The organism is Nocardia fodinahabitans (assembly GCF_052983615.1).
Genome location: NZ_JBRJJC010000001.1, coordinates 1,798,820 through 1,820,553, shown reverse-complemented (window position 1 = coordinate 1,820,553; position 21,734 = coordinate 1,798,820). Strand labels below are relative to the sequence as shown.

The 21,734-nt window shown below is 70.6% G+C and carries 19 protein-coding genes; 10 read left to right on the top strand and 9 right to left on the bottom strand.

The features are described 5' to 3' along the window. Positions 1–99 precede the first annotated feature (99 nt). Genes NV348_RS08410 through NV348_RS08395 form a run of 4 tightly spaced genes read right to left on the bottom strand, consistent with a single transcriptional unit; the run spans position 100 to position 3,140 of the window. Complete coding sequence (locus NV348_RS08410; RefSeq protein ID WP_447146512.1) at positions 100–804, bottom strand: ESX secretion-associated protein EspG; 705 nt, start codon at positions 802–804, stop codon at positions 100–102. Continuing rightward, positions 801–2,135: a WXG100 family type VII secretion target gene (locus NV348_RS08405; RefSeq protein ID WP_447146511.1), complete on the bottom strand. Its 1,335-nt coding sequence runs from the start codon at positions 2,133–2,135 to the stop codon at positions 801–803. The genes NV348_RS08410 and NV348_RS08405 overlap by 4 nt, the downstream gene beginning before the upstream one ends. Continuing rightward, positions 2,128–2,517, bottom strand: coding sequence for a hypothetical protein (locus NV348_RS08400; RefSeq protein ID WP_447146510.1), 390 nt, complete (start codon positions 2,515–2,517; stop codon positions 2,128–2,130). The genes NV348_RS08405 and NV348_RS08400 overlap by 8 nt, the downstream gene beginning before the upstream one ends. Positions 2,518–2,534: 17 nt before the next feature. Beyond that, on the bottom strand, positions 2,535–3,140 hold the full coding sequence (locus NV348_RS08395; RefSeq protein ID WP_447146509.1) for an alpha/beta hydrolase: 606 nt from the start codon (positions 3,138–3,140) through the stop codon (positions 2,535–2,537). Positions 3,141–3,242: 102 nt separating this feature from the next. On the opposite strand from NV348_RS08395, the gene NV348_RS08390 reads away from it, so the two are divergent. Beyond that, the gene (locus NV348_RS08390) at positions 3,243–4,154 is read left to right on the top strand and encodes an NHL repeat-containing protein (RefSeq protein WP_447146508.1); all 912 of its coding nucleotides are present in this window, start codon (positions 3,243–3,245) and stop codon (positions 4,152–4,154) included. Positions 4,155–4,206: 52 nt separating this feature from the next. On the opposite strand, the gene NV348_RS08385 is transcribed toward NV348_RS08390, so the two are convergent. Next, complete coding sequence (locus NV348_RS08385; protein WP_447146507.1) at positions 4,207–5,037, bottom strand: hypothetical protein; 831 nt, start codon at positions 5,035–5,037, stop codon at positions 4,207–4,209. A 197-nt stretch (positions 5,038–5,234) separates the two neighbouring features. Here NV348_RS08385 and NV348_RS08380 point away from each other — a divergent pair, with 197 nt between their 5' ends. Beyond that, on the top strand, positions 5,235–6,407 hold the full coding sequence (locus NV348_RS08380) for an acyl-CoA dehydrogenase family protein (protein ID WP_447146506.1): 1,173 nt from the start codon (positions 5,235–5,237) through the stop codon (positions 6,405–6,407). Positions 6,408–6,416: 9 nt separating this feature from the next. Further along, positions 6,417–7,544 carry an acyl-CoA dehydrogenase family protein gene (locus NV348_RS08375; protein ID WP_447146505.1) on the top strand — a complete coding sequence of 376 codons (1,128 nt, stop codon included), beginning with the start codon at positions 6,417–6,419 and terminating at the stop codon, positions 7,542–7,544. Positions 7,545–7,595: 51 nt separating this feature from the next. On the opposite strand, the gene NV348_RS08370 is transcribed toward NV348_RS08375, so the two are convergent. After that, a complete protein-coding gene (locus NV348_RS08370) occupies positions 7,596–8,204 on the bottom strand; it encodes a hypothetical protein (protein WP_447146504.1) in 609 nt (202 codons plus the stop codon). A gap of 252 nt (positions 8,205–8,456) precedes the next feature. Between NV348_RS08370 and NV348_RS08365 the strand changes: the two genes are divergently transcribed. Further along, the gene (locus NV348_RS08365; protein ID WP_447146503.1) at positions 8,457–8,744 is read left to right on the top strand and encodes a hypothetical protein; all 288 of its coding nucleotides are present in this window, start codon (positions 8,457–8,459) and stop codon (positions 8,742–8,744) included. Positions 8,745–8,797: 53 nt separating this feature from the next. Next, positions 8,798–9,631 carry a GNAT family N-acetyltransferase gene (locus NV348_RS08360; protein WP_447146502.1) on the top strand — a complete coding sequence of 278 codons (834 nt, stop codon included), beginning with the start codon at positions 8,798–8,800 and terminating at the stop codon, positions 9,629–9,631. Positions 9,632–9,712: 81 nt separating this feature from the next. Here the strand turns inward: NV348_RS08360 and NV348_RS08355 are convergent, their stop codons facing one another. From NV348_RS08355 to NV348_RS08345, 3 genes are all read right to left on the bottom strand, one after another. Beyond that, entirely contained in the window at positions 9,713–11,755 is a 2,043-nt protein-coding gene (locus NV348_RS08355; RefSeq protein WP_447146501.1) for a serine/threonine-protein kinase, read from the bottom strand. Further along, the gene (locus tag NV348_RS08350) at positions 11,731–13,566 is read right to left on the bottom strand and encodes a serine/threonine protein kinase (protein WP_447146500.1); all 1,836 of its coding nucleotides are present in this window, start codon (positions 13,564–13,566) and stop codon (positions 11,731–11,733) included. The genes NV348_RS08355 and NV348_RS08350 overlap by 25 nt, the downstream gene beginning before the upstream one ends. Positions 13,567–13,727: 161 nt before the next feature. Further along, the gene (locus NV348_RS08345; RefSeq protein ID WP_447146499.1) at positions 13,728–14,927 is read right to left on the bottom strand and encodes a serine/threonine-protein kinase; all 1,200 of its coding nucleotides are present in this window, start codon (positions 14,925–14,927) and stop codon (positions 13,728–13,730) included. A gap of 87 nt (positions 14,928–15,014) precedes the next feature. Here NV348_RS08345 and NV348_RS08340 point away from each other — a divergent pair, with 87 nt between their 5' ends. From NV348_RS08340 to NV348_RS08320, 5 genes are all read left to right on the top strand, one after another. After that, positions 15,015–15,785 (top strand): deoxyribonuclease IV, encoded by a 771-nt coding sequence (locus tag NV348_RS08340; protein ID WP_447146498.1) that lies wholly within the window; start codon positions 15,015–15,017, stop codon positions 15,783–15,785. 110 nt (positions 15,786–15,895) lie between these two features. Then, entirely contained in the window at positions 15,896–17,116 is a 1,221-nt protein-coding gene (locus NV348_RS08335; RefSeq protein WP_447146497.1) for a CaiB/BaiF CoA transferase family protein, read from the top strand. 163 nt (positions 17,117–17,279) lie between these two features. After that, entirely contained in the window at positions 17,280–18,194 is a 915-nt protein-coding gene (locus tag NV348_RS08330) for a hydroxymethylglutaryl-CoA lyase (protein WP_447146496.1), read from the top strand. 55 nt (positions 18,195–18,249) lie between these two features. Further along, positions 18,250–19,026 (top strand): ABC transporter ATP-binding protein, encoded by a 777-nt coding sequence (locus NV348_RS08325; RefSeq protein WP_447146495.1) that lies wholly within the window; start codon positions 18,250–18,252, stop codon positions 19,024–19,026. Between the two features lie 11 nt (positions 19,027–19,037). Beyond that, positions 19,038–21,557 (top strand): ABC transporter permease, encoded by a 2,520-nt coding sequence (locus NV348_RS08320; RefSeq protein WP_447150982.1) that lies wholly within the window; start codon positions 19,038–19,040, stop codon positions 21,555–21,557. The last annotated feature ends 177 nt before the right edge of the window (positions 21,558–21,734 follow it).

Below are 21,734 nucleotides of genomic sequence, written 5' to 3'. Positions count from 1 at the left end.
CCGGGTCGGCGTCAACCTTCGGCGCGTACCTCGCCGACGCCGTTGATCGCCGACGCCGTCGCTCATCGGCGAGTCCTGAGACGGCCGACCGGCGCGGTCCTAGGCGCTGCGCAGGAGCCGACGCAGCCAGTCGGCGGCGAGTTCCGGTGTGGCGGGGGCGATGTCGACGCGATGGGCGGTGTGCACCAGATAGCGGCCGTCGCCGGTGACATCGATCCAGGACAGCACGCCCGCCGGGGTGAGGTCGTCGCCCGCGGCCACCAGGATCTGCCCGATGCCGTCGCGGGGCCGTTGCAGCAGCCTGCGGACGCGGGCAGCGTCGGACGGTCCGGCGACGGGCGCGGTGACCAGGTCGCGGCTGTCCTCGACGACGCGGGCGGTGAGCGCCGACAGCGCCGGGCCGGTGGCGGTCTTGCCGACGGGCATCCGCGCGAACACCTGGGCGGCGAACCGCCGCGTGCTGCCCACCTGGACGTGGACCGAGCCGCCCCGGTCCTCGGTGCGGCCCGGTTCCTGCACGGCCAGCACGGCCACGTCGTTGGTGACGGCGCCGAGCATGCGGACCGGCGCGCCTGCTCGGCCGCACACCTCGACGCGGATCTCCGGCTCGGCCAGCACCCGCAGCGCCGCCGACAGATCGGCGTCGAGGGTCGTGGCGCACCAGGCGTCGAGGGCGGGCTGGGCGGCGGCGCGTTCGGCGGTGTCGCGGGCCGAGGCGCGCACGGCGAGCGGATACGGGATCCGGTCGCCGTCGGTGCGCGCCCAGGCCAGCGCGAACTGATCCGGCGTGAGGTGCCAGTTCACCCCCGCTCGGTCCACTCACCGAGCACGGCGGGACTGGTCGGCTCCATCTTGCCGATCAGCGCATTCACTTCGTCGGCGGGCTCCAGGTAGGTCGGCTCCTCGTCGAGGAACCGCAGGAACTCGTCGTCGTCCTCCTCGTCGTCCTCCGGTGTCACCGGCGGTCGCGGCCCGCTCGGCGGCCGGGTCGTGTCGGAAGCCACCATGGCGCCGCCCATCAGGCCGCCGATGGCGCCCGCGGTCATGCCCGCCGTCGCGTCGCCGCCCGCCGCGACGGCGTCCTGGCGGCCCTCGGTCGACGCCGAGGAGGTATCGGTGCTCGCGGTGCGGGTGGCCTCGTCGTCCGGGGTGGGGCCGTCCTGCGTTGCCGCGGTGGACGTCTCGTCGTCGGACCGGCCTGCGGTGGCCCTGCGGCGGGTGCGCGGGTCGATCGAGGGCAGGTAGCCGGCCTGTGTCACCGGGACCGCGGAGGCCGGGCCGCCCGCCACGGTGCTCGCGGCACCGACGGTCGCCGGTGCGAGCGGCACGCCCTGGGCACCCGCCGCGGTCGTTGTCGTCGTGGACGACCCGGCGGCGACGGTCTGTGTACCACTGCCCCCGCCTGTGTGCACGAAGGCCGCTGTCGTGCCGTTCCCGGCGCCGGCCGCACCCGCGGAGGTGCCGTCGGCCGAAGCCGGATCGATCGTGGCAGCGGCGGCCGACACGACGGGCACGGCGGCCGACGGCTCACCGGCGGCACCGTTCGGCGCGGCAGCGGGAGCGGAAGCCCCCGGCTCCGTGGTGATCTCGGGGAAGGACGGCACCCCCGACCCGGTCGGCACAAAGGCACCGGCGTAGATCGTCTCCATCGCCCGCACCGCGTCGAGCCGGGCGTTCTCCGCCTGCCGCACGATCGCGGCGTTGTCGGTGGCCTGCTGCGAGTCCAGCAGCGCGGCCGCCGGATCCGGCTGGGCGCCATCGGGTTCGGTGACGGCGGCGCGCACCGACTCGGCGGCATCGCCCGCCTGGCCGAGCCGGACTCCCACCGCGGTCAGCACATCGGCGATCCGCCTGCCCGCCTGCTCGAAGTCGCGCACCGCGTCGATCGCCCGCTGGGCGGCGCTGCCGCGCCAGCCGTCCGCGATGGCGGCGCTGATCTCGCTGTGCGCGTTCTCGACCTCGTCACCGAGCCCGGTCGAGGTGGTCAGGAACAGCTCGCCAGCGGCGGAAAGCGCCGCCGGGTCCAGCTGCCGGACGGCCTGGTGGATCTCGGCGTGCGAGAGGTTGTCGAACACCTCGACGACGACGGCGTAGTCGGGATCGGTGCCGGGCGCGCGGCCGGAGATGCTACGCATGGTCGACCTCCTGCTGCGCGATCGAGGCGGCCAGCGCCTGATCGCTGTCCTGATAGGCCGTACCCGCGGCGCGGAAGACGGCGGCCAGCGCCCGCGCGGTGCTCGCGTAGGCGCGCAACTGGGTGAGCGCGTCGGCCGCTTTGCTCTCGAATCCGGTGCGCAGCGCGGTGCCCGAGGGCAGCCCGCCGAAACCGGGGATCACCTCGGCCCCGCCGAGGACGAGCAGCTGGGCGTCGACCGCGTCGGCCAGGCGCTCGTAGCGCTGGGCGCAGCGTTCCGGCGCACCGTCGGCGACCAGCAGGCCGTCGATCCACAGCCCACCCTCGTCCACGGCCTGGCCGAGTGCCGCCGTATCCGGCAGCCCTGTTCGATTCGGTTGCACCGTTCCCCCTTCGTCGTTCATCGCGCCGTGGTGAGTACCCACTGCGCGATATCGGCCGCCACGCGCTGCTGCACCGGTTCGTGCAACAGGTCGTGTCCCGCGTCGGCGTACTCGCGCAAATCTACCGATCCGTGTCGCGCTGTCCATAGCCGGATTGCATCGATCGGCGCCCGCCGGTCGTCGGCGCCGTGCACGGCCAGCACCGCCAGACGCGGGTCCGGCGCGATCTCGGTGGCCCGGCGCGGGGTGCCGCAGACGACCAGTCCGGCCAGGTCGGCGGGGTGCGCGGCGGCGACGGTGAGCGCCGTGACCGCGCCCAGCGAATGGCCCATCAGCACCGGTGCCGCCACGCCCGCCGCGGTGACCTCGGCGAGCAGCCCACCGGCATCGGCGGCCAGTTCGGCGACGGTGCCCGGCGCGGCCGGATCGCCTTCGCTCAGGCCCTGGCCTGCGGTGTCCAGCGTCCACAGCTCGATCCCGCTGGGGCGCAGCAGATCGGCGAAGCGGTGGTAGTGCCCGCTGTGCTGGCCGGTGCCGGGCAGCAGCACCAGCGTCGCGGCGGCCTGCTGCACCGGCCACCGCCGATAATGCAGTCGGCCGCGGGCGCTGTCGAAGTAGGGCACCGACCGATTATGACGGCTGGACGAATTGTCGTGCGCGACAGGAGCAGCGCGCACCGTTAGACTTTCGCGCGTCGAGCTGGGTCAACAGAGTCGAGGTCTGCCATGTCGTTCCGCCGTTGCGTCGCCCACGTTGTCGTCGGCGCGGCCGTCGTGACCACCGCCTCGCTCGGCGCGGGCACCGCGGGCGCGGCGCCGGTCGCCGAGTGCGGCCGGGCGAGCCAGGACGTCGCGATCCGCTCGAGCGTGCCGCTGCTGGACTGGTCGGAGAACTTCGGACTCGACAGTGCGGGGAACCTGTGGGTCGCCCGGATCTTGCGCGGTGAGGTGCAGCGCTACGACCGCGAGGGCAGACTGACCGCCACTGTCGCGGTGCCGTCGCCCGGCGCGGTGCGGCTCGGCCCCGACGGCTTGCTCTACGTCGTCACCGGGAACTCGCCGCTGTCCGGCGCGGGCGGGATCGTCCGCTTCGATCCCGCGGCCACCGCGCCGGTGCCGACCCCGTTCGCCACCGGCTTCACCCAGCCCAACGGCGCCGCCTTCGACGCCGACGGCAACCTCTACGTCACCGCGGGCAACGGCGTGCACCGGCTGCGCCGCGACGGCAGCGAGGACATGGAGTGGTGGGCCGCGGTGAAGGTCGACGGGCCCAACGGCGTTGTCGTCGCCGGTGATTCGGTCTACGTCACCGCCAACTTCGTCGCCGCGGGCGCTGCGCCGGTCGGCCGGGTCCTGCGGCTGTCGCGCTCGAATCCCGCCGACAGCGTCACGGTCGCCGACCTGACCTCCTTCGGCACCCTGCCCGATTTCGTCGACGACCTGGTCGTCCGTGACGGCGCGCTCTACGTCACCACGCTGGCCGGGCACCTCGTCCGCGTCGACCCCGAGACGGGCGCCACGTGCACCGTCCTCGCGACGCAGCCGCTCACCGCGGTCGTCGCCGACCCCGCCGATGCCACCGCACTGCTGGCCGGTTCCGAGGAAGGGACCGTGCTGCGCATCCGTCCGATCGGCTAGACCGCACCTACACCCGGTAATGCCAAGGCTGACCAGGGTTCGTCGCGCGGAATCAGCCGCCGACGGTGAGCGCGGACGGCGGGTTCTGTGGCGCGGGTGCCGGTGTGGTCCGCGGTGCTTCGGCGGGTGCGGGAGCCGGTGCGGGGGTCTCCGGGGCGGGAGCCTGCGATCGCGGCGCACCCGAGGACGACTCACCCGAGCCGGGACTGGTGGCCTGCGGTTCGGGAGCGGGCGGCGCGGCGGGCGCCTCGGGAGCCTGCACCGGCAGATCCGGGACGACGAACGTGCCGACGGTCGGCGTCATCACGCAGCGCGCGCCCGGGTAGTCGATGGTGCCCCACATCGACGCGATCACGGTGCCCGCGCCGCTGTGCACCGTCTTCGACAGCGACGGCAGCTGGAACTCGGTCAGGTCGTCGAGCGGGACGATGCCGCTCTGGCCGGTGTTCACGTTCACCCAGGCCACGCTGAGACCCGACGCCAGCGCGAAACCGGTGTGCCGCGGGCTGGCGCTGAACCGGATGTCGCCGGGCGCCATGCTGGTCTCGGTGCGCGGGCCGGGGCCCTCGAAGGTGGCGGCGGCGATGATCGTGGTGATCGGGCCGTTGCTGCCGCAGCCGAAGGTCGGCGCCGCGTAGGTGAAGGGGATGAACTGCGCGGAGATGTCGCGCAGCCGGTCCGCGCCGACGATCTCGGTGAAGCTGTCGAGCGCGCCGACGCCGGCCTTCGCGGCGGAGTCCTCGCCGGCGATCTCGGTCAGGTGGCTGATGCCCTCGTCGAGCGGGGTGGGGGTCGCGCTCGCGGTCGATGCCAGCAGGGCCAGCGCGCCGATGCTCGCCGCGGTGACCGCCGCTGCTCTGCCTGCGATGGATCTGCCGTTCACCCGTGACTCCTCGTGGATGCTCGAGGCCGGTTCCCCGGCTCGTCTGGCAACGTACCAGGTCGGCGGCGGGGTCGCCGAGCCACCGGCGGGTGCGGCGCCACGGGGGCTGAGCACGGGCAGGTGTGATGTAGTCGACACTGGCGTTTACTCGGGGGTAGGTTTTTCTCGACGGCTACCAACCACGCTGGGAGACCCGGATGAAGTTAGCCCTTTCCTCTGCAGAGGTCGCCTTCCGCGACGAGCTCCGGCATTTCTACAAGACCGAGATTCCGGTCGAGATCCGAGACCGCGTCAAGTACGGCCACGAGCTGTCCCGCGACGACATCGTCACCGCGAACAAAATCCTCAACGACCACGGCCTCGCCGTGCCCAACTGGCCGGTGGCCTGGGGCGGCAAGGACTGGACGCCGATGCAGCGCCACCTGTGGCTCGACGAGATGCAGCTGGCCTCGGTGCCCGAGCCGCTGACCTTCAACGCCTCGATGGTCGGCCCGGTGATCGCCCACTTCGGGTCCGAGGAACTCAAGCAGCGCTTCCTGCCGCCGACCGCCGCGCTCGACATCTGGTGGTGCCAGGGCTTCTCCGAGCCCGACGCCGGATCCGACCTGGCCTCGCTGCGCACCACCGCGGTCCGCGACGGCGATTCCTACATCGTCAACGGCCAGAAGATCTGGACCACGCTCGGCCAGTACGCCGACTGGATCTTCTGTCTGGTGCGCACCGACCCGAACGCGCCCAAGAAGCAGGCGGGCATCTCCTTCCTGCTCTTCGACGTGCGCTCGCCCGGTGTGACCATGCGCCCGATCAAGCTGATCGACGGCAGCTACGAGGTGAACGAGGTCTTCTTCGAGAACGTCCGGGTGCCCGCCGATCAGCTCGTCGGCGAGGAGAACCAGGGCTGGACCTACGCGAAGTTCCTGCTCGGCAACGAGCGCACCAGCATCACCGGCGTCGGCAAGACCAAGGTCAAGATCGGGCTCGCGAAAGACTACGCGCGCCAGACCAGGACCGGCCACGGCACGCTGCTCGAGGACCCGGTGTTCGCGGCCAGGGTGGCCGAGCTGGAGAACGAGCTGCTCGCCCTGGAACTCACCCAGTTGCGGGTGGTCTCCAATTCCGCCGACGGCAAGCCGAATCCGGCCTCCTCGGTGCTGAAGCTGCGTGGTTCCGAGCTCCAGCAGGCGGCCACCGAACTGCTGCTCGACATCGCCGGCGCCGACGCGCTCCCGGTCGACGCCGACGGCATCGCCTCGCCCGCCTGGGCCCAGCACACCGGCCCCGGCTATCTGAACTACCGCAAGGTCACCATCTACGGAGGCTCGAGCGAGGTCCAGCGCTCGATCGTGTCCTCCACGATCCTCGGATTGTGAGGCGCTGACATGGATCTCGAACTCACCGAAGAACAGACGATGCTGCGCGACACCGTGCGCGAACTGCTGCACCGGTTCTACGACGGCGAAGCGCTGGCCAAGGCGGGCGAGACCGACCCCGGCTGGAACCGCACGGTGTGGAAGCAACTCGCCGACCTGGGCGTGCTCGGCCTGACCATCGACGAGGACGACGGCGGCGTCGGTGCGAGCCCGGTCGAGGCGATGCTGGTGCAGGAGGAGCTCGGTCGCGCGCTCGCCCCGGAACCGGTGCTCGACGCGGTGGTGATCCCGGCCGAGCTGCTGAAGCTGACGGGCAGCGCCGAGCAGCGCGGCCGGCTGCTGCCCGCGCTGGCCGCGGGCGAGAAGCTGCTGGCCTTCGCCCATGCCGAGCCGGGGCAGCGCTGGCCGTCGACCGAGATCACCACGGCCGCCACCGCGCAGGGCGACGGATACACGCTGTCCGGTGTCAAGAACCCGGTGCTGCGCGGCGATGTCGCCGACGAGCTGATCGTCAGCGCCGTGCTGCCCGGCGGCGGCACCGGCCTGTTCCTGGTCGACCCGGCCGGGTCCGGGGTGACCAAGCGCGCTTACCGGACCTTCGACGGCAGGCGCGGCGCCCAGTTCGAGTTCGACGGCGCCGCCGGTGAACTGCTGGGCGACACCGTCGACGCGGCCGAGCAGATCGCGCTGGTGCAGGGGTACGCGCAGGCGGCGCTGTGCGCGGAATCGGTCGGTGCGATGGAGATCGCGCTGACCCTGACCACGGACTACCTCAAGACCCGCAAGCAGTTCGGCGTGACGCTGTCGAAGTTCCAGACGCTGACCCAGCGGGCGGCGGACTGCTACGTCTCCCTCGAACTGGCCCGCAGCATGAGCCTGTTCGCGACGGCGGCGCTGGCCGACGGCGGCAACGATCCGGTGGTGGCCTCACGCGCGCGGCTGCAGGTCGGCAAGTCGGCCGAGCACATCGGGCAGGAGGCGATCCAGATGCACGGCGGCATCGGCGTCACCGCGGAGTATCCGGTGAGCCACTACGTCGCCCGGCTCACCGCGATCGGGCAGACGCTCGGCGGGGCACTGGAACATCGGCGGATTCTGGCCGACCGGGTCGGCAGTTACGACCTGCCGGAGCTGTAGCGCGGCACCGTCGACGGTGCGTGCCCCGGTGGGGTGCGCACCGTCGCTGTGTCAGCTCTCGTCGTCGGTCGTGGTCGGGGCGACCGTGGTCGTCGGCGCTTCGGTGGTGGCCGCCGGCGTCGGGGTGGCGGGGGTGCCGGGCGCGGTGGTGGTGTTGTCGTGGGAGTGCGTCGTCGGGTCGTCCGTCTCGGCGGCTTCCTCGTCGTCGACCGTCGGGCGGATCCTCGGCGGGGTGGTGAGTGTCGGGATCGGCCGGGTGGTGGTGGTGCTGCTCGGCGTGGTCGTGTGATCCTCGGAGGTGGTCGCGGGCGGGCGCGATTCGGTGGTCGCCTCCGACGGCCTGGACTCGGTGGTGGACTCGCCCTCGGCCGGCGGCTCCGACGGCGAGGTCTCGGTGGAGCTGAGGCTGAACGGTTTCCGCGGCGACATGTACGGCGCGATCCGCCAGGTGGGGGAGGGCGGGATCGAGATCCGGGTGGTCGTGGACGTGGTCTCGTCGGCGATCCGGGCGGGCGCGGCGGCCAGATCGGCGTTCAGCGGCGGCGGCGGAACGTAGACATCCTGCTGCCCGACACCGCAGGCGCCGATGATGATCAGTCCGAGCGATACCGCGCCGGCAGCGATCGCCGGACCTACGAGCTTGGTCCTGCTGTCATCCATCGCGTGCACTCCTCGTCGGCTTCGAGTCGCCTCACAGTAGTGCAGGTCCAGGCAAACAGCCTATTTTAAACATTGTTAATTCAGATATCGGATTGATTTCTTCAGCGTGTCGCGGGGACGTGTCGCGCGCGATCGGCGTCGCCGAGTCGTAGCGTGTGTGAGCAAAGTTACGCATGAGACGCCCGGAACGAACTCCGACGCGCGAAGGCTGCGCGAAGCAAGAATCTGATCGGCGTCATCGAGGAGAATCTGATGGGAGCTTACTCGACACCCCGGCTGGAAACCGCGGCGGCGAACAGTGATTCGGCCGCAGTGGCAAACGTTCAGCACGCACTGTCGAACCCGCCCGGCAACCGCGCTCTCGCGGTCGTCGCACGGATCATGGGCTGGTTGTTCTTCGTCGGCGGTCTCGTCGGCGCCGGGCTCGGCATCGCCGGCCTGCATGTGGAGATCACCGTCGCGGGCCTGATCCTGGCCTGCACCGCCAGCCTCATCCTGCTGAAGCTGCGCACCGATCGTGATGCGCGCGAAAAGGACTGAGTAGCAGAAAAATTCAGCTGCGATCCGGCCATCCACGTCCTAACGTCGATGGCGTGCGTATCGACATCACCGGCGACGCCGCCCACTTCCTGGCCGACGCGGAGGCTTTTCTCCGTCTAGACCCCTTGCGGCATACGGTGATCGCCACCGCTGTCGCCAACCACCTCGGCGGCCGGGCCGGTGGTGCGGACACCCGATTCCTGACGGTGCGCGATGACGTGGATCAGGTCGTCGGCGTCGCCACGAGCGCCTTCGGTGGCAGCGTCTACCTGGGCGAGCTACCGCCGCACAGCCTCTCGGCGGTAGCGGATGCCTTCATCGCCGAAGGGCCGGCGCCGACCGGCGTCGAAGGGGTGGCCGCCGAGGCGGAGACCTTCGCCCGGCACTGGTCGACGATCACCGGGGGCGCCTTCGCCGCGCTGTACTCGGCGCGGTTGTTCCGGCTCGGAACCCTGTCCGTGCCCGATGCTCCGGGCAAACCCCGTCTGGCCACCGCGGCCGATCTGCCCGTGTGCCGGGCCTTCCTCGAGGCCTTCTATGCCGAGATCGGTGATCCACCGCGCCTCGACGAGGCGGGCATGCGGCGCCGGGTCGAGTCCGGGCTGTGGTGGTTGTGGGAGTACGACGGTGAACCGGCGGCGTTCGTCGCCAGGCAGACCGAGATCCTCGGCTGGGCCAGGGTCGGGCCCGTCTACACGCCACCGCAACTGCGTGGCAACGGCTTCGCCAGCGCGCTCACCGCGGTCGTCTCCGGCGTCCTCCGGGCCGAGGGCGCCGACGCCTGCCTGTTCACCGATCTCGCCAATCCCACCTCGAACAAGATCTACCAGGCGATCGGCTACGAACCGGTGCGCGACTTCGTCCACTACACGCTGACCGCCGCCTAGGGCTTGCACCGGCCGGGCCATGATCGGGGCGACCGGACAATCCGGTACCCGCCGCCCACCGGCGTCCGGATCGGCTGCGGCTCAGGTCAGCGGCGCGGTCCGCCACCAGTCGAGCATCTGCGCCTCGTCGGCGATGAAGCCACGGCTGTACATGAGCATCGCGGCGCGGGCCGGATCGGCGTCGAAGCGGGTGACCATGCGCGGCGATTTCGGCTGGCTGCCGTGCAGGACGAAGTTCGTGTAGGTGTGCCCGGTGTGCGTCGTGGGGCGGGCGTCGTTGGCGGGCAGCCCCGCGATCGCCTGCTTCGCCTGATCGGCGGAGGGGTAGAGGAAGAACTCGTAGGTCGCCTTGTTGCCCCCGCCGAAGCAGTGCCACATGACCATCCAGTCGCCCATGTCGGCGTCGTCGTTGTCGCGGCTGGCGGTGGACCGGTCGTAGGCGAAACAGCCGGCATTGCCCAGCCCGGAACCCGCGTGCACCAGATTGCTCGCGCTCGTCTGCGGGAGCATGCGCGGGAACTGATTGCTGAGCTGCGCGGCGTTCGCGCCGATGACCTTGCGGTCGCTGGTCGTCGGCGCGGTGCTCGACGGGCGCTGGGTGACGGATGTGGTGGTGTGCGCCAGGGTTTCGGTGGACTCGCTGGGCGGCGCGCTCGACGTGGTGTCGTCCGGACCGCTCAGGGCGTTCACGATCATCCAGATCACCAGCCCGAGCAGGATGATCAGCGCGGCCCAGCCCACCGGAGACGCCTGCCAGCGGGAATCCCGCCGACGGCCGAGATAGTCGTCGGCGACCTTCGATCGAGCGCCCTCGGCACGCGGTGACGCACCGTCACGCGGGCGCTCGGCCGACCCGTTCGATGAGCCGCCGTGTGCGGCTCCGCCCTGCCACGACGACTGCGGCATCCCCGGTGCGGGCGATTGTCGCCCGCTCGCCCACAACGGCTGTTGCGCCCCGGCCCACGACGGCTGGTGGATGCCGGGCGAAGACTGATGCGCGCCAGGCCACGACGGCTGTTGGATGCCGGGTGGCGAAGACTGTTGCGCGCCAGGCCACGACGGCTGCTGAATGCCCGGCGCGGACGGCTGCTGGATGCCCGGCGACGATTGCTGCGTACCCGACCACGACGGATTGCCCACGCCGGGAGCCGAATTCGGCCCGGCCGCACCATTTCCGGCGATCGGAAACCCCGGCGCCGGGGTGAACGGTGAGTTCGGCGGATACATCCTGGTCTGCGCCGAGGTCGGGAACGGTTGTCCCGTCCCCGGATCGCTCAGCGCCCGCCCGGCGGCCGCGGCGAACTCGGCGCACGTGGCGAAGCGCTCGTCCGGCCGTTTGGCCATGCCGCGGGCGATCACCGCGTCCAGCGCCGCGGGCAGTTCGGCGCGCAGCGCGCTCGCCCGGGGCGGCGGCTGTTGCAGGTGGCCCTGGATCACCGTGACCGGGTTGCTCGCCTCGAACGGCGTGGTCCCGGTGAGCAGCCGGAACAGGGTGCAGGCCAGCGAGTACTGGTCGGCGCGGCCGTCGAGGGCGATGCCGGAGAGCTGTTCGGGCGAGGCGAAAGCGAGGGTGGCGGTGAAGGTTCCGGTCTGGGTGAGCTTGGCGGCGTTGTCGTCGTGCAGGCGCGCGATGCCGAAATCGGTGAGATAGACGCGTTCCGTGCCGTCGACCGGTTCGATCAAGATGTTCGCCGGTTTCACGTCACGGTGCAGCACGCTGCGGCTGTGCGCGAAGTCCAGCGCCGCCGCGGTCTCGGCGACGATGCGCACCGCCCGCGCCGGTGCGACCGGGGCGGGCAACGAGGCAGCGTCGGCGCCGTCGATGTAGCGCATCGAGATCCACAGCTGATTGTTCTCGACGCCGCGGTCGTAGACGGTGACGATATTCGGATGCTCGAGCTGCGCGACCAGGTCGGCCTCGCGCTCGAACCTGGCCCGGATCTCGGTGTCGTCGAACAGTTCCCGGTTCAGCAGCTTCATCGCGGTGCGCCGGGGCAGGCGCGGATGCCGCGCCAGATACACCGAGCCCATGCCGCCACGGCCGAGCAGCCGCTCGATGGTGTATCCGGCGAAGACGTCGTTCCCGTCGAGCATCGACATCAGTTGAGCGGGGCCGACCGCCACCAGCGCAGCACCTCGTCGGCCTTGCCGTAGCCGTCGGTGAACATCAGGAACTGCGCACGATCGGGGTCACCGGTGAACTGGGTGATGATCTTGTTCCCGTTGTCGGTGTACTTGTAGTTGGTGTACTGCTTGCCGCCGTTGGTATCCACCGACTTGGTGTTGGTCGGCAGGCCGTCGATCACCGACTGCACCTCGGCGGCCGAGTTGTAGACATAGATCCGGTAGAACGGATCGTCGCCCCCGCTGCCACCGCCGTCGTAGCAACGCCACTGCCAGGCCCAGGAGCCGAAATCCGGGTCACCGTCGTTGGGCGAGGGCGTGTAGCTGGAATCGGTCTCCCAGCAGGAGGCGCCGTTGTAGCCGGTGTCGCCGTCGACACTCGCGGGCACCATCCGGCCGAACTCGGCGCTGATGGCATCGGCGTTCGGGGTGACGTGCTTGCCCGCCGACGCGCTGGTCGTCGTGGTGGAGCCGCCACCCGAATCGTCGCCGCTGACCGCGATACCGATGCCGATCAGCAACGCGAGCACCACGACCACGGCGACCACGATGCCGACGATCAGGCCGGTGTTCGACTTCGACGGCGGTCGCGGCCCCTGCGGGTACTGGGCGAAGTTGTTCGTCGGCGGGCGCGGGGGTGCGGGCGGCGCCGGGTACTGCGGACGGGACTGCTGGGTGTAGGGGCCCGGGTTCTGCGGCGCGGCGCCACCGGTCAGCGGCCCCGGCGACTGGTTGGCCATCGGACCGGCCGTCATGGGACCGGCGGTCATCGGACCGGCCGTCATGGGGCCGCCGGTCATCGGGCCCTGCGTGGCGGTGCCCATCGGTCCGCCGGTCATCCCGCCTTGCCCGGCAAGCGGATACGGCGATCCGGTCTGCGGGATCGCGCCGCCGGTCGTCGGGCGCGGACCACCGGTCACCGGGATCGCGCCGCCCGTGGTCGGGCGCTGGCCGACGATCGGCAGCGCGGGCGCGCTCGGGTTGTTGAGCGCGGTGATCGCGGCGTTCGCGAAATCCGAACAGGAGTCGAAACGGTCGTCGGGCCGCTTGGCCATGGCCTTGGCCAGCACGCTGTCGAGCCCGTAGGGCAGCCCCGGCCGCACACTGCTCAGCGGCGGCGGCGGTTGCTGCAGATGCCCCTGGATGACGGCGGCCGGATTGGTGGCCGCGAACGGACCCGACCCGGTGAACAGCCAGAACAGCGTGCAGGCCAGCGAATACTGGTCGGAGCGATGGTCCAGCGAGGCGCCGGTGAGCTGCTCGGGGGAGGCGTAGGCCAGGGTGGCGGTGAAGGTGCCGGTCTGGGTGAGATGACCGGTGTCGTCGCGCAGCCGGGCGATGCCGAAGTCGGTGAGGTAGACCCGTTCGCCGCGGCCGGCGCCGGAGCGGGCGAGCAGGATGTTGGCCGGTTTCACGTCACGGTGCAGCACACCCATGCCGTGCGCGTAGTCCAGGGCATCGGCGGTCTCCTTGACGATCTGCAGCGCGCGGGCGGGCGGCAGCGTCTGCGGATCCACCGAGGCGGCGTCGATGCCGTCGATGAACTGCATCGAGATCCACAGCTGCTCGTCGTCGAGACCGCGGTCGTAGACGGTGACGATGTTCGGATGATCCAGGCGCGAGACCAGATCCGCCTCCCGTTCGAACCGCGCCCGCACCTCCTGATCGAAGAACATCTCGCGATTGAGCAACTTCAGCGCCGTCATCCGCGGTAGCCGCGGGTGCTTGGCCAGATAGACCGAACCCATGCCACCACGGCCGAGCTGCCGTTCGATGACGTAGCCGGCGAAGACATCTCCGTTGGCCAGCATGTCTGCTCCACTTCCCGCCGTGCGCCGGGACCCACCAGCGCACGCGCGTACAGCAAGAAAGCCGCGGCCGGGTGGCCCGCCACGGGAAAATTCAACGAAACCTTAGCAGTCGGCGACCGCGCGGACGGTGGCCAGCGAAGCGACCGACCAGGATGTGCCCATCACGGTGGTCGCCGTGGTTGTGGCGGCACGATGTAGCCGGGATGGTGACGGCCGCCGGGGAAATCGATGGTGCCCGGCCGCTGGGTGCCGCGCCGCGGCGGAATGGCGGTGCCACCGGTCGTCGGGCGCGTCGCGTGCGGATACGGCTGGGCGGGCGTCGTCGGTGGCGGCGCCTGGGGATACGGCTGGGCGGGCGTCGTCGGCTGCGGTGCCTGCGGATACGGCTGTGGCGGCGTGGCCGGGCGCGAATACGGCTGCGGCGGATACGGTTCGCGAGCCCGCAGCACCACCCCGGTGGCCGGCTGCTGGTGCCGCTGGTGCTGCCACGGGCCGGGGACCGCGAACAGCGCGGCCTTGGCGGCCTGGGCGAACTCCGCGCAGCTGTCGTAGCGCGCCCCCGGCTGCTTCGCGGTGGCCCTGGCCAGCACGGTGTCCAGGGTCGACGGCAGGTCGGGGCGCAGGCTGCGCAGCGGCGGCACGGGCTTGCTCATGTGCGCCTGGATCACCGCGGCCGGGTTGGGGCCGGGGAACGGCACCGATCCGGTCAGCATCCAGAACAGCGTGCAGGCCAGCGAGTATTGGTCGGCGCGATGATCCAGTGGTGCGCCGGCGAGATGCTCCGGCGCCGCGTAGGCCAGCGTGGCGGTGATACTGCCCGACGAGGACAGCGTCGTCTCGCTGTCGCGCACGGCCGCGATCCCGAAGTCGGTGAGCACCACCCGTTCCGGGCGCCCGATGGGCGGCTTGGCGAGCAGGATGTTCGCCGGTTTCACGTCCCGGTGCAGGACGCCGCTCGCGTGCGCGAAATCAAGCGCCGTCGCGGTCTCGGCGGCGATCTGCACCGCGCGACCGGGCGTCAGCACGTTGACGTCGGCGGTCGCCACATCGGTGCCCGCCACGAACTGCATGGAGATCCACAGCTGGTCGTCGTCGTTGCCGCGGTCGTAGACGTTGACGATGTTCGGGTGCTCGAGCTGGGCGACCAGGTCGGCCTCGCGCTCGAAGCGATGACGGATCTCGTCGTCGGCGGACAGGTCGCGGCTGAGCAGCTTGAGCGCGGTGAGCCGGGGCAACCGGGGGTGCCGGGCCAGGTAGACCACGCCCATGCCGCCGTGGCCGAGCACGCGCCGGATCGTGTACCCGGCGAACACGTCGCCTTTGCGCAACACCGCGAAGTCACCCCCTCCAGGGCAGAGCACCCGTCGAAATTCTACCGATGTATCTCCCGACGCCCCCGCTTCGCAACATCCGCCGATGCTGTCGGTGCCGCGGATTAGGGTGGCATCATGCGCATTGGAGCACACGTTCGCGACGAGAGCGATCCGATCGGCTTCGGTGAGAAGCTCGGCGCCGAGGTCATCCAGCTGTTCGTGGTCGATCCGCAGAGCTGGGACAAACCGCAGCCGCATCCCCAGGCCGCCGAGATCCTGGCCAGCCCGATCGACGTCGTCGTGCACTCGTCCTATCAGATCAATGTGGCCAGCCTGAACAACCGGCTGCGGATGCCCTCACGCAACGCGGTGGCCCAGCAGGCGAAGGCCGCCGCCGAGCTGGGCGCGTTCGGCCTGGTCGTGCACGGCGGGCACGTACGCTCCGACGCCGAACTCGACACCGGAATCGACAACTGGCGCAAGCTGTTCGAACGTCAGCAGGACAAGGGCGGCTTCGCGGTGCCCATCCTGATCGAGAACACCGCGGGTGGCAATCACGCGATGGCCAGGCACTTCGACTCGATCGCCCGGCTCTGGGACGCGGTCGGCGACTACGGCGCGGGCTTCTGCCTCGACACCTGTCACGCCTGGGCGGGCGGTGAGGAACTGGTCGGCGTCGTCGAGCGGATCAAGGCCATCACCGGCCGCATCGACCTGGTGCACCTGAACTCCTCGCGCGACGAGTTCGACTCCGGCGCCGACCGCCACGCCAATTTCGCCGACGGCACCATCGACCCGCAGTTGCTGGCCGAGGTCTGCCGGACGGCGGGCGCCCCGGTCATCCTGGAGACCCCGGCCGAAGGCGTCGCCGAGGACCTCGCCTACCTGCGGGAGAACCTGGGCTGACGGTCAACCACCTCCCGCCTGTCGGACACCCGAGGAGAGACCGACTGTCAACAGGCGAGCTCCGACGTCCCGCCAGCGTCGCGGAGAGGTGGGGGAGCTAGAGTCTCGGGGTGGCGGAAAAGTCTATTCGGCCGTTGGACGGAGTGCGCGTCCTGGAACTCGGCAACTATGTGGCCGCTCCCACCGCCGGACGTATTCTGGGCGACTTCGGCGCCGAGGTGATCAAAGTGGAGCGCCCCGGCACGGGCGACGAGTTACGCAATTGGCGGCTCTACGGCGGGGATACCTCCATGCTGTATCGCACGGTCAACCGCAACAAGAAGTCGATCGTGCTCGACCTGCGCACCGAGGCCGGCCGGGCGATCGTGCTCGATCTGCTGCGGCACTGCGACGTGCTGCTGGAGAACTTCCGGCCCGGGATGCTGGAGAAATGGGGCCTCGGGCCCGAGGTGCTCGAGGAGGTGAATCCGAAGCTGGTCATCACCCGCATCTCCGCCTACGGCCAGACCGGCCCGATGGCCGCGCGCCCCGGGTTCGCCGCCGTGGCCGAGGCCGTGGGTGGCCTGCGTGAGCTCGTCGGCGATCCGGATCGCCCGCCGGTGCGGGTGGGGGTGTCGATCGGTGACTCGATCGCGGGCATCTACGCCGCGTTCGGCACTGTGATGGCGCTGTTCCAGCGGGAGCGGGTCACCGGCCCGGTGCCGCAGCGGGAGCGGATCATCGATGTCGCGCTCAACGAGTCGATCCTGTCGGTGATGGAATCGCTGGTTCCCGACCACCTCGCCTACGGCATCAACCGGGAGCGGGTCGGTGGCCGGATGGAGGGCATCGCGCCCAGCAACGCCTACCCGACCAGCGACGGCTACAGCATCATCATCGGCGGCAACGGCGACGCCATCTTCCAGCGCTACATGCAGGTCATCGGGCGCCCCGACCTGGCGGCCGATCCCGAGCTGGCCGACAACGCCGGTCGCTGGCGCAACCGGGAGCGCCTAGACGCCTCGATCGCGGAATGGTCGATCGGGCACACCCGCGACGAGGCACTGAAGATTCTCGACGACGCGGCCATCCCGTGTGGCCCGATCTACACCGCCGCCGACATCGTGGCCGACGAGCAGTACCGCGCACGCAATATGATCCAGTCGTTCCCCGTCGACGTGGGCGAGCCCGAACCCAAGGAAGTGGGGTTCCCCGGCATCGTCCCGGTGATCGGGGGACAGTCGCTGCCGATTCGTAATGTCGGCCCCGACCTCGGTGAACACACCGCCCAGGTGCTCGGCGAGCTGCTCGGGATGACGCAAGACCAGATCGACGCGCTGGAGGCATCGTGAGCAGGCGAGTACACGGCAGACGCCGCCCACCGGTGCGCAGCAAGTGGGAACAGCGCGGCCCCGGCCACGTGCGCCCGACCGTGCACCCGACGCCGGCCAGCGTCGGCGACAAACCGTGCGGCGGGGTCATGTGCGTGCCCGCTCAGGAACCGGAACAGCGGCGATGACCGCGCCGCTGCTGCGTGACGTCACCCTGCGCGACGGATTGCAGCTCACCGGCAAGGTGCTGCCGACCGACCAGAAGATCGACGTCGTCCGGCGGCTGCTGGCCGCGGGCGTGCCCGCGCTGGAGATCGGCTCGATGGCCCGGCCGGACCTGGTGCCGCCGATGGCCAACTCGCTCGAGCTGATCGCCGCGCTCACCCCCGACGAACTGGCGAAATGCTGGGTCTGGGTGGCCACGCCGCGGCACATCGAGAAGGCGGCGGCGGCAGGCGCCCGCAATTTCCAGTACTGCTTCTCGGCGTCGGACGCCCACAACAAGGCCAATATCGGCCGCGACACCGAGGCGTCGGTGGCCGCGATGCCCGAGGCGATCCGGCTGGCGCGCGAGGCGAGCGGCGAGATCCAGCTGTGCCTGGCCACCAGCTTCACCTGCCCGTTCGACGGCCCGGTCGACCCCGAACGGGTGCTCGGCATCGCCCGTGACCCGCGCACCGAGGGTGCCGCCGACATCGTCCTGGCCGACACTCTCGGCCAGGCGCACCCCGGCCAGGTGAGCGCGCTGGTCGCGGCCGTCCGCGACACCACCCCGGCGCGCCGCATCGTCTTCCACGGCCACGACACCTGGGGGATGGGCGTGGCCAACACCCTCGCCGCCGTCGCGGCGGGCGCCACCATGGTCGACGGCGCGCTCGGCGGCCTCGGTGGCTGCCCGTTCGCGCCCGGCGCGAGCGGTAACACCGCCTCCGAGGACATCTTGTTCGCCACCCGTCCCGACTGGTTCACCCCGGACTCGCTGGCGAGCCTGGTCGGCCTCACCGAGGAGCTGCTCGCCGACCTCGGCGAACCCAACCGCTCCCGCACCGCCGAAGGCGCGCGTTCGGCGGCCGCCGCATTCGAGTGGGTCATCCGGTAGGTCTCGGGGGGATCCCGGATGGCGCGGTTCCCGGCGGACAGACAGACTGGACACCATGACTTCGCACGCCATGGGCACCGAGGCCGTCGACGCGGCGGCCGACACCGAGATCGCGGCCGCCGCACAAGACCTGGTCAAGCTGTACGGATCGGGAGACACCCAGGTCAAGGCCCTGGATGGAGTGTCGGCGAACTTCGCCAAAGGTGAGTTCACCGCGATCATGGGCCCCTCCGGCTCGGGCAAGTCCACGCTGATGCACTGCCTGGCCGGGCTCGACAGCGCCAGCGCGGGCGAGGTCCGCATCGGTGACACCGCGCTGACCGGGCTGTCGGACAAGCAGATGACCGCCCTGCGTCGCGACCGCATCGGCTTCGTGTTCCAAGCATTCAACCTGGTGCCCACGCTGACGGCGCTGGAGAACATCACCCTGCCGCTCGATATCGCGGGCCGCAAGGCCGACCAGGAATGGCTCGACACCGTCGTCAAGCGCCTCGGCCTCGGCGACCGTCTCGACCACCGGCCCTCGGAGCTGTCCGGCGGCCAGCAGCAGCGCGTCGCGTGCGCCCGCGCCCTGGTCGGCAAGCCGGAGATCATCTTCGGTGACGAGCCGACCGGCAACCTGGACTCGCACTCCTCCGGTGAGGTGCTGTCGATCCTGCGCGCTTCGGTCGACGAGTTCGGCCAGACCGTCGTCATCGTCACCCACGATCCGCGCGCGGCCGCCTACGCCGATCGCGTCGTGTTCCTCGCCGACGGCCGGATCGTCGACGAACTGCGCGATCCGACGCAGGATTCCATCCTCGACCGGATGAAGGCGCTGGAGTCCAAGTGAGCAATGATCCGATGCGCAAGGTCGCCTTGCGCAATCTCGCCGCGCACAAGGTGCGCCTGGCCCTGACCCTGCTGTCGGTGGTGCTCGGCACCGCCTTCATCTCGGGGTCGTTCGTCTTCACCGACACCCTGCAGCGCACCTTCGACGGCATCTTCGAGGGCCAGGCCCAGGGCGTCGACGTCCGTGTCGGCCCCAAGGACCAGCAGTCGCTCGGCCTGCCGACCAATATCGTGGACGCGCTGGCCAAGACCGAGGGAGTCGCCCGGGTCGCGCCCGCCGTCAACGGCCCGGTGGTGCTGCTCGAACCCGACGGCAAGAAGGCCGTGCAGACCGGTGGCGCACCGAGTTTCGGCCTGTCCTACCTGCCGCCGGACCAGTCGGTCGAGGAACCCAACACCTTCGTCGCCGGCGGACCGCCCACGCAGTCGGGCGAGATCGCGCTCAACACCGGCGGCGCCGAGAAGGCGGGGCTGACGGTCGGCGACAAGACCAAGGTGCTCATCCCGTCCAAGGGCGACCCGTTCGAGGTGACGCTGAGCGGCATCTACGAGATGCCCGGCACCGAGGGCGGCGGTGTGGTCGCGGTGATGTTCACCGAGCCGCAGGGCCGCAAGCTGTTCACCGACGGCTCGCACGTCGCCTACGCCGATATCGCGGCGGCGCCGGGTGTCTCGGCCGATGACCTGCGCGACCAGCTCGCCGCCGGGCTGCCCAACTACAAGGTGCAGAACGCCGACGAGGTCCGCGAGGACATGAAGAAGCAGATCTCCGAGGCGCTCACCTTCATCAACTACTTCCTGCTCGCTTTCGGCGCGATCGCGCTGATCGTCGGCACGTTCATCATCTACAACACCTTCTCGATGATCGTCGCCCAGCGCCTGCGCGAGCTGGCGCTGCTGCGGGCGATCGGCGCGAGTCGTCAGCAGGTGGGTCGCTCGGTGGTCGGTGAGGCCGTCGTGATCGGCCTGATCGGCAGCGTGCTCGGCCTGCTCGCGGGCATCGGGTTGGCCTTCGGCTTGTCGGCGCTGCTCAACGCCTTCGACCTGGGTCTGCCCACCGGGTCGCTGACGGTGCTGCCGCGCACCGCGATCGTGGCGCTGCTGGTCGGCCTCATCGTCACCGTCGCCAGTGCCTACGCCCCGGCCCGGCGGGCCGCGAAGGTGCCGCCGGTGGAGGCGATGCGGTCCGAATTCGCCAGTGCGGGCGACTCGTTGCGGGTCCGCACGGTGGTCGGCGCGGTCATGGCGGTCGTCGGCGGGGTGCTCGTGTACGTCGGCGCCCAGGGCACCGGCAAGGGCTCGGCGGTGACCGTCGGCATCGGCGCGCTCGGCCTGATCCTGGCCGTGCTGCTCGCCGCGCCCGCGCTGTCGCGGCCGATGGTGCTCGTGCTCGGCGTGCTCACCCGCCCGTTCGGCGCGATCGGCCAGATGGCCCGCAACAACGCCGTGCGCAACCCGCGCCGCACCGCCGCCACCGCGTTCGCGCTGACCCTGGGCCTGATGCTGGTCTCGGCGATCGGCATTCTCGGCGCCTCGGCCAAGACCAGTGTCGGCGTGCTGATCGACAAGGGCGTCAAGGCCGAATACGTGCTCGCCGGGCCGCAGATGATCGGTGCGCCGATCGGCGCGGTCGACGCTGTGCGCACCGAGGTGCCCGATATCAGCGATGTCACCGGTATCCGGGTGGTCGCGTTCAAGGTCGGCAAGGAACAGATCGGCGCCACCTCGCCGGACGGCCCGATCGACCCGGTGATGGACATCGACGTGCTCAGCGGCTCCACCACGATCGCCCCGAACGGGCTGCTCGTCGATGAGACCGAAGCCACCGATCGCGGCTGGAAGGTCGGCGACAAGGTCGGCATCACCAGTCTGGACAACAAGCAGATCGAGCTCACCGTCGGCGGAATCTACGCCAACTCGCCGCTGCTCGGCCCGATGGTCGTCGACCCCGGCGTCTACGAACAGCTGATGCCACAGAGCCTGCGCACCAACATCTTCGTGCTGGTGAAGGCGGCGCCCGGCGCCGATCTCGCCGCCATGCGGACGAATCTGGAGAAGGCCACCGAACCGTTCGTCGTGGTGCAGGTGCAGGACCACGAGCAGTTCAAGGGCGCCCAGGGCAAGCAGATCGACACCCTGCTCGCCATCCTCTACGGCCTGCTCGCCCTGGCCGTGGTGATCGCGGTGCTCGGCATCATCAACACCCTGGCCCTGTCGGTGGTGGAACGCCGCCGCGAGATCGGCATGCTCCGCGCCGTCGGCACCCAGCGTGCCCAGGTCCGTCGCACGATCTACCTGGAATCCATGCTGATCGCCATCTTCGGCGCCATCGTCGGCCTCGTCCTCGGCATCGCCCTGGGCGTCGGCTTCCTGCGCACCCTGCGTGACCTGGGCATCGACCAGATCACCATCCCGTGGTCCCAGCTGGTCATCGTCCTGATCGCCTCGGGCATCGTGGGCGTCCTGGCCGCCGTCTGGCCCGGCGTCCGCGCGGCCCGCACACCCCCACTGGCCGCGATCGCGGACCTGTAGATCCCATCGAACGGGCTCGCCGGTGACACTGTCTCCGGCGAGTCCGTTCGCGATCGGTCCGGCGCATGTTCGACGAGGCTCAGCGGTTGCGAGATGCAGTCGCGCCCGGGGACCGAATCATGCTGGGGCCGAAGTTCTCTGACGATACCTCGGGGACCGAATTCGAACAGCGTTGAT

Excerpts from the sequence above, each read along its gene's own strand:
- NV348_RS08405 (WP_447146511.1), bottom strand. The coding sequence starts at position 2,135 with ATGCGTAGCATCTCCGGCCGCGCGCCCGGCACCGATCCCGACTACGCC.
- NV348_RS08390 (WP_447146508.1), top strand. The coding sequence starts at position 3,243 with ATGTCGTTCCGCCGTTGCGTCGCCCACGTTGTCGTCGGCGCGGCCGTC.
- NV348_RS08380 (WP_447146506.1), top strand. The coding sequence starts at position 5,235 with ATGAAGTTAGCCCTTTCCTCTGCAGAGGTCGCCTTCCGCGACGAGCTC.
- NV348_RS08375 (WP_447146505.1), top strand. The coding sequence starts at position 6,417 with ATGGATCTCGAACTCACCGAAGAACAGACGATGCTGCGCGACACCGTG.
- NV348_RS08370 (WP_447146504.1), bottom strand. The coding sequence starts at position 8,204 with ATGGATGACAGCAGGACCAAGCTCGTAGGTCCGGCGATCGCTGCCGGC.
- NV348_RS08365 (WP_447146503.1), top strand. The coding sequence starts at position 8,457 with ATGGGAGCTTACTCGACACCCCGGCTGGAAACCGCGGCGGCGAACAGT.
- NV348_RS08350 (WP_447146500.1), bottom strand. The coding sequence starts at position 13,566 with ATGCTGGCCAACGGAGATGTCTTCGCCGGCTACGTCATCGAACGGCAG.
- NV348_RS08340 (WP_447146498.1), top strand. The coding sequence starts at position 15,015 with ATGCGCATTGGAGCACACGTTCGCGACGAGAGCGATCCGATCGGCTTC.
- NV348_RS08330 (WP_447146496.1), top strand. The coding sequence starts at position 17,280 with ATGACCGCGCCGCTGCTGCGTGACGTCACCCTGCGCGACGGATTGCAG.
- NV348_RS08325 (WP_447146495.1), top strand. The coding sequence starts at position 18,250 with ATGACTTCGCACGCCATGGGCACCGAGGCCGTCGACGCGGCGGCCGAC.
- NV348_RS08320 (WP_447150982.1), top strand. The coding sequence starts at position 19,038 with ATGCGCAAGGTCGCCTTGCGCAATCTCGCCGCGCACAAGGTGCGCCTG.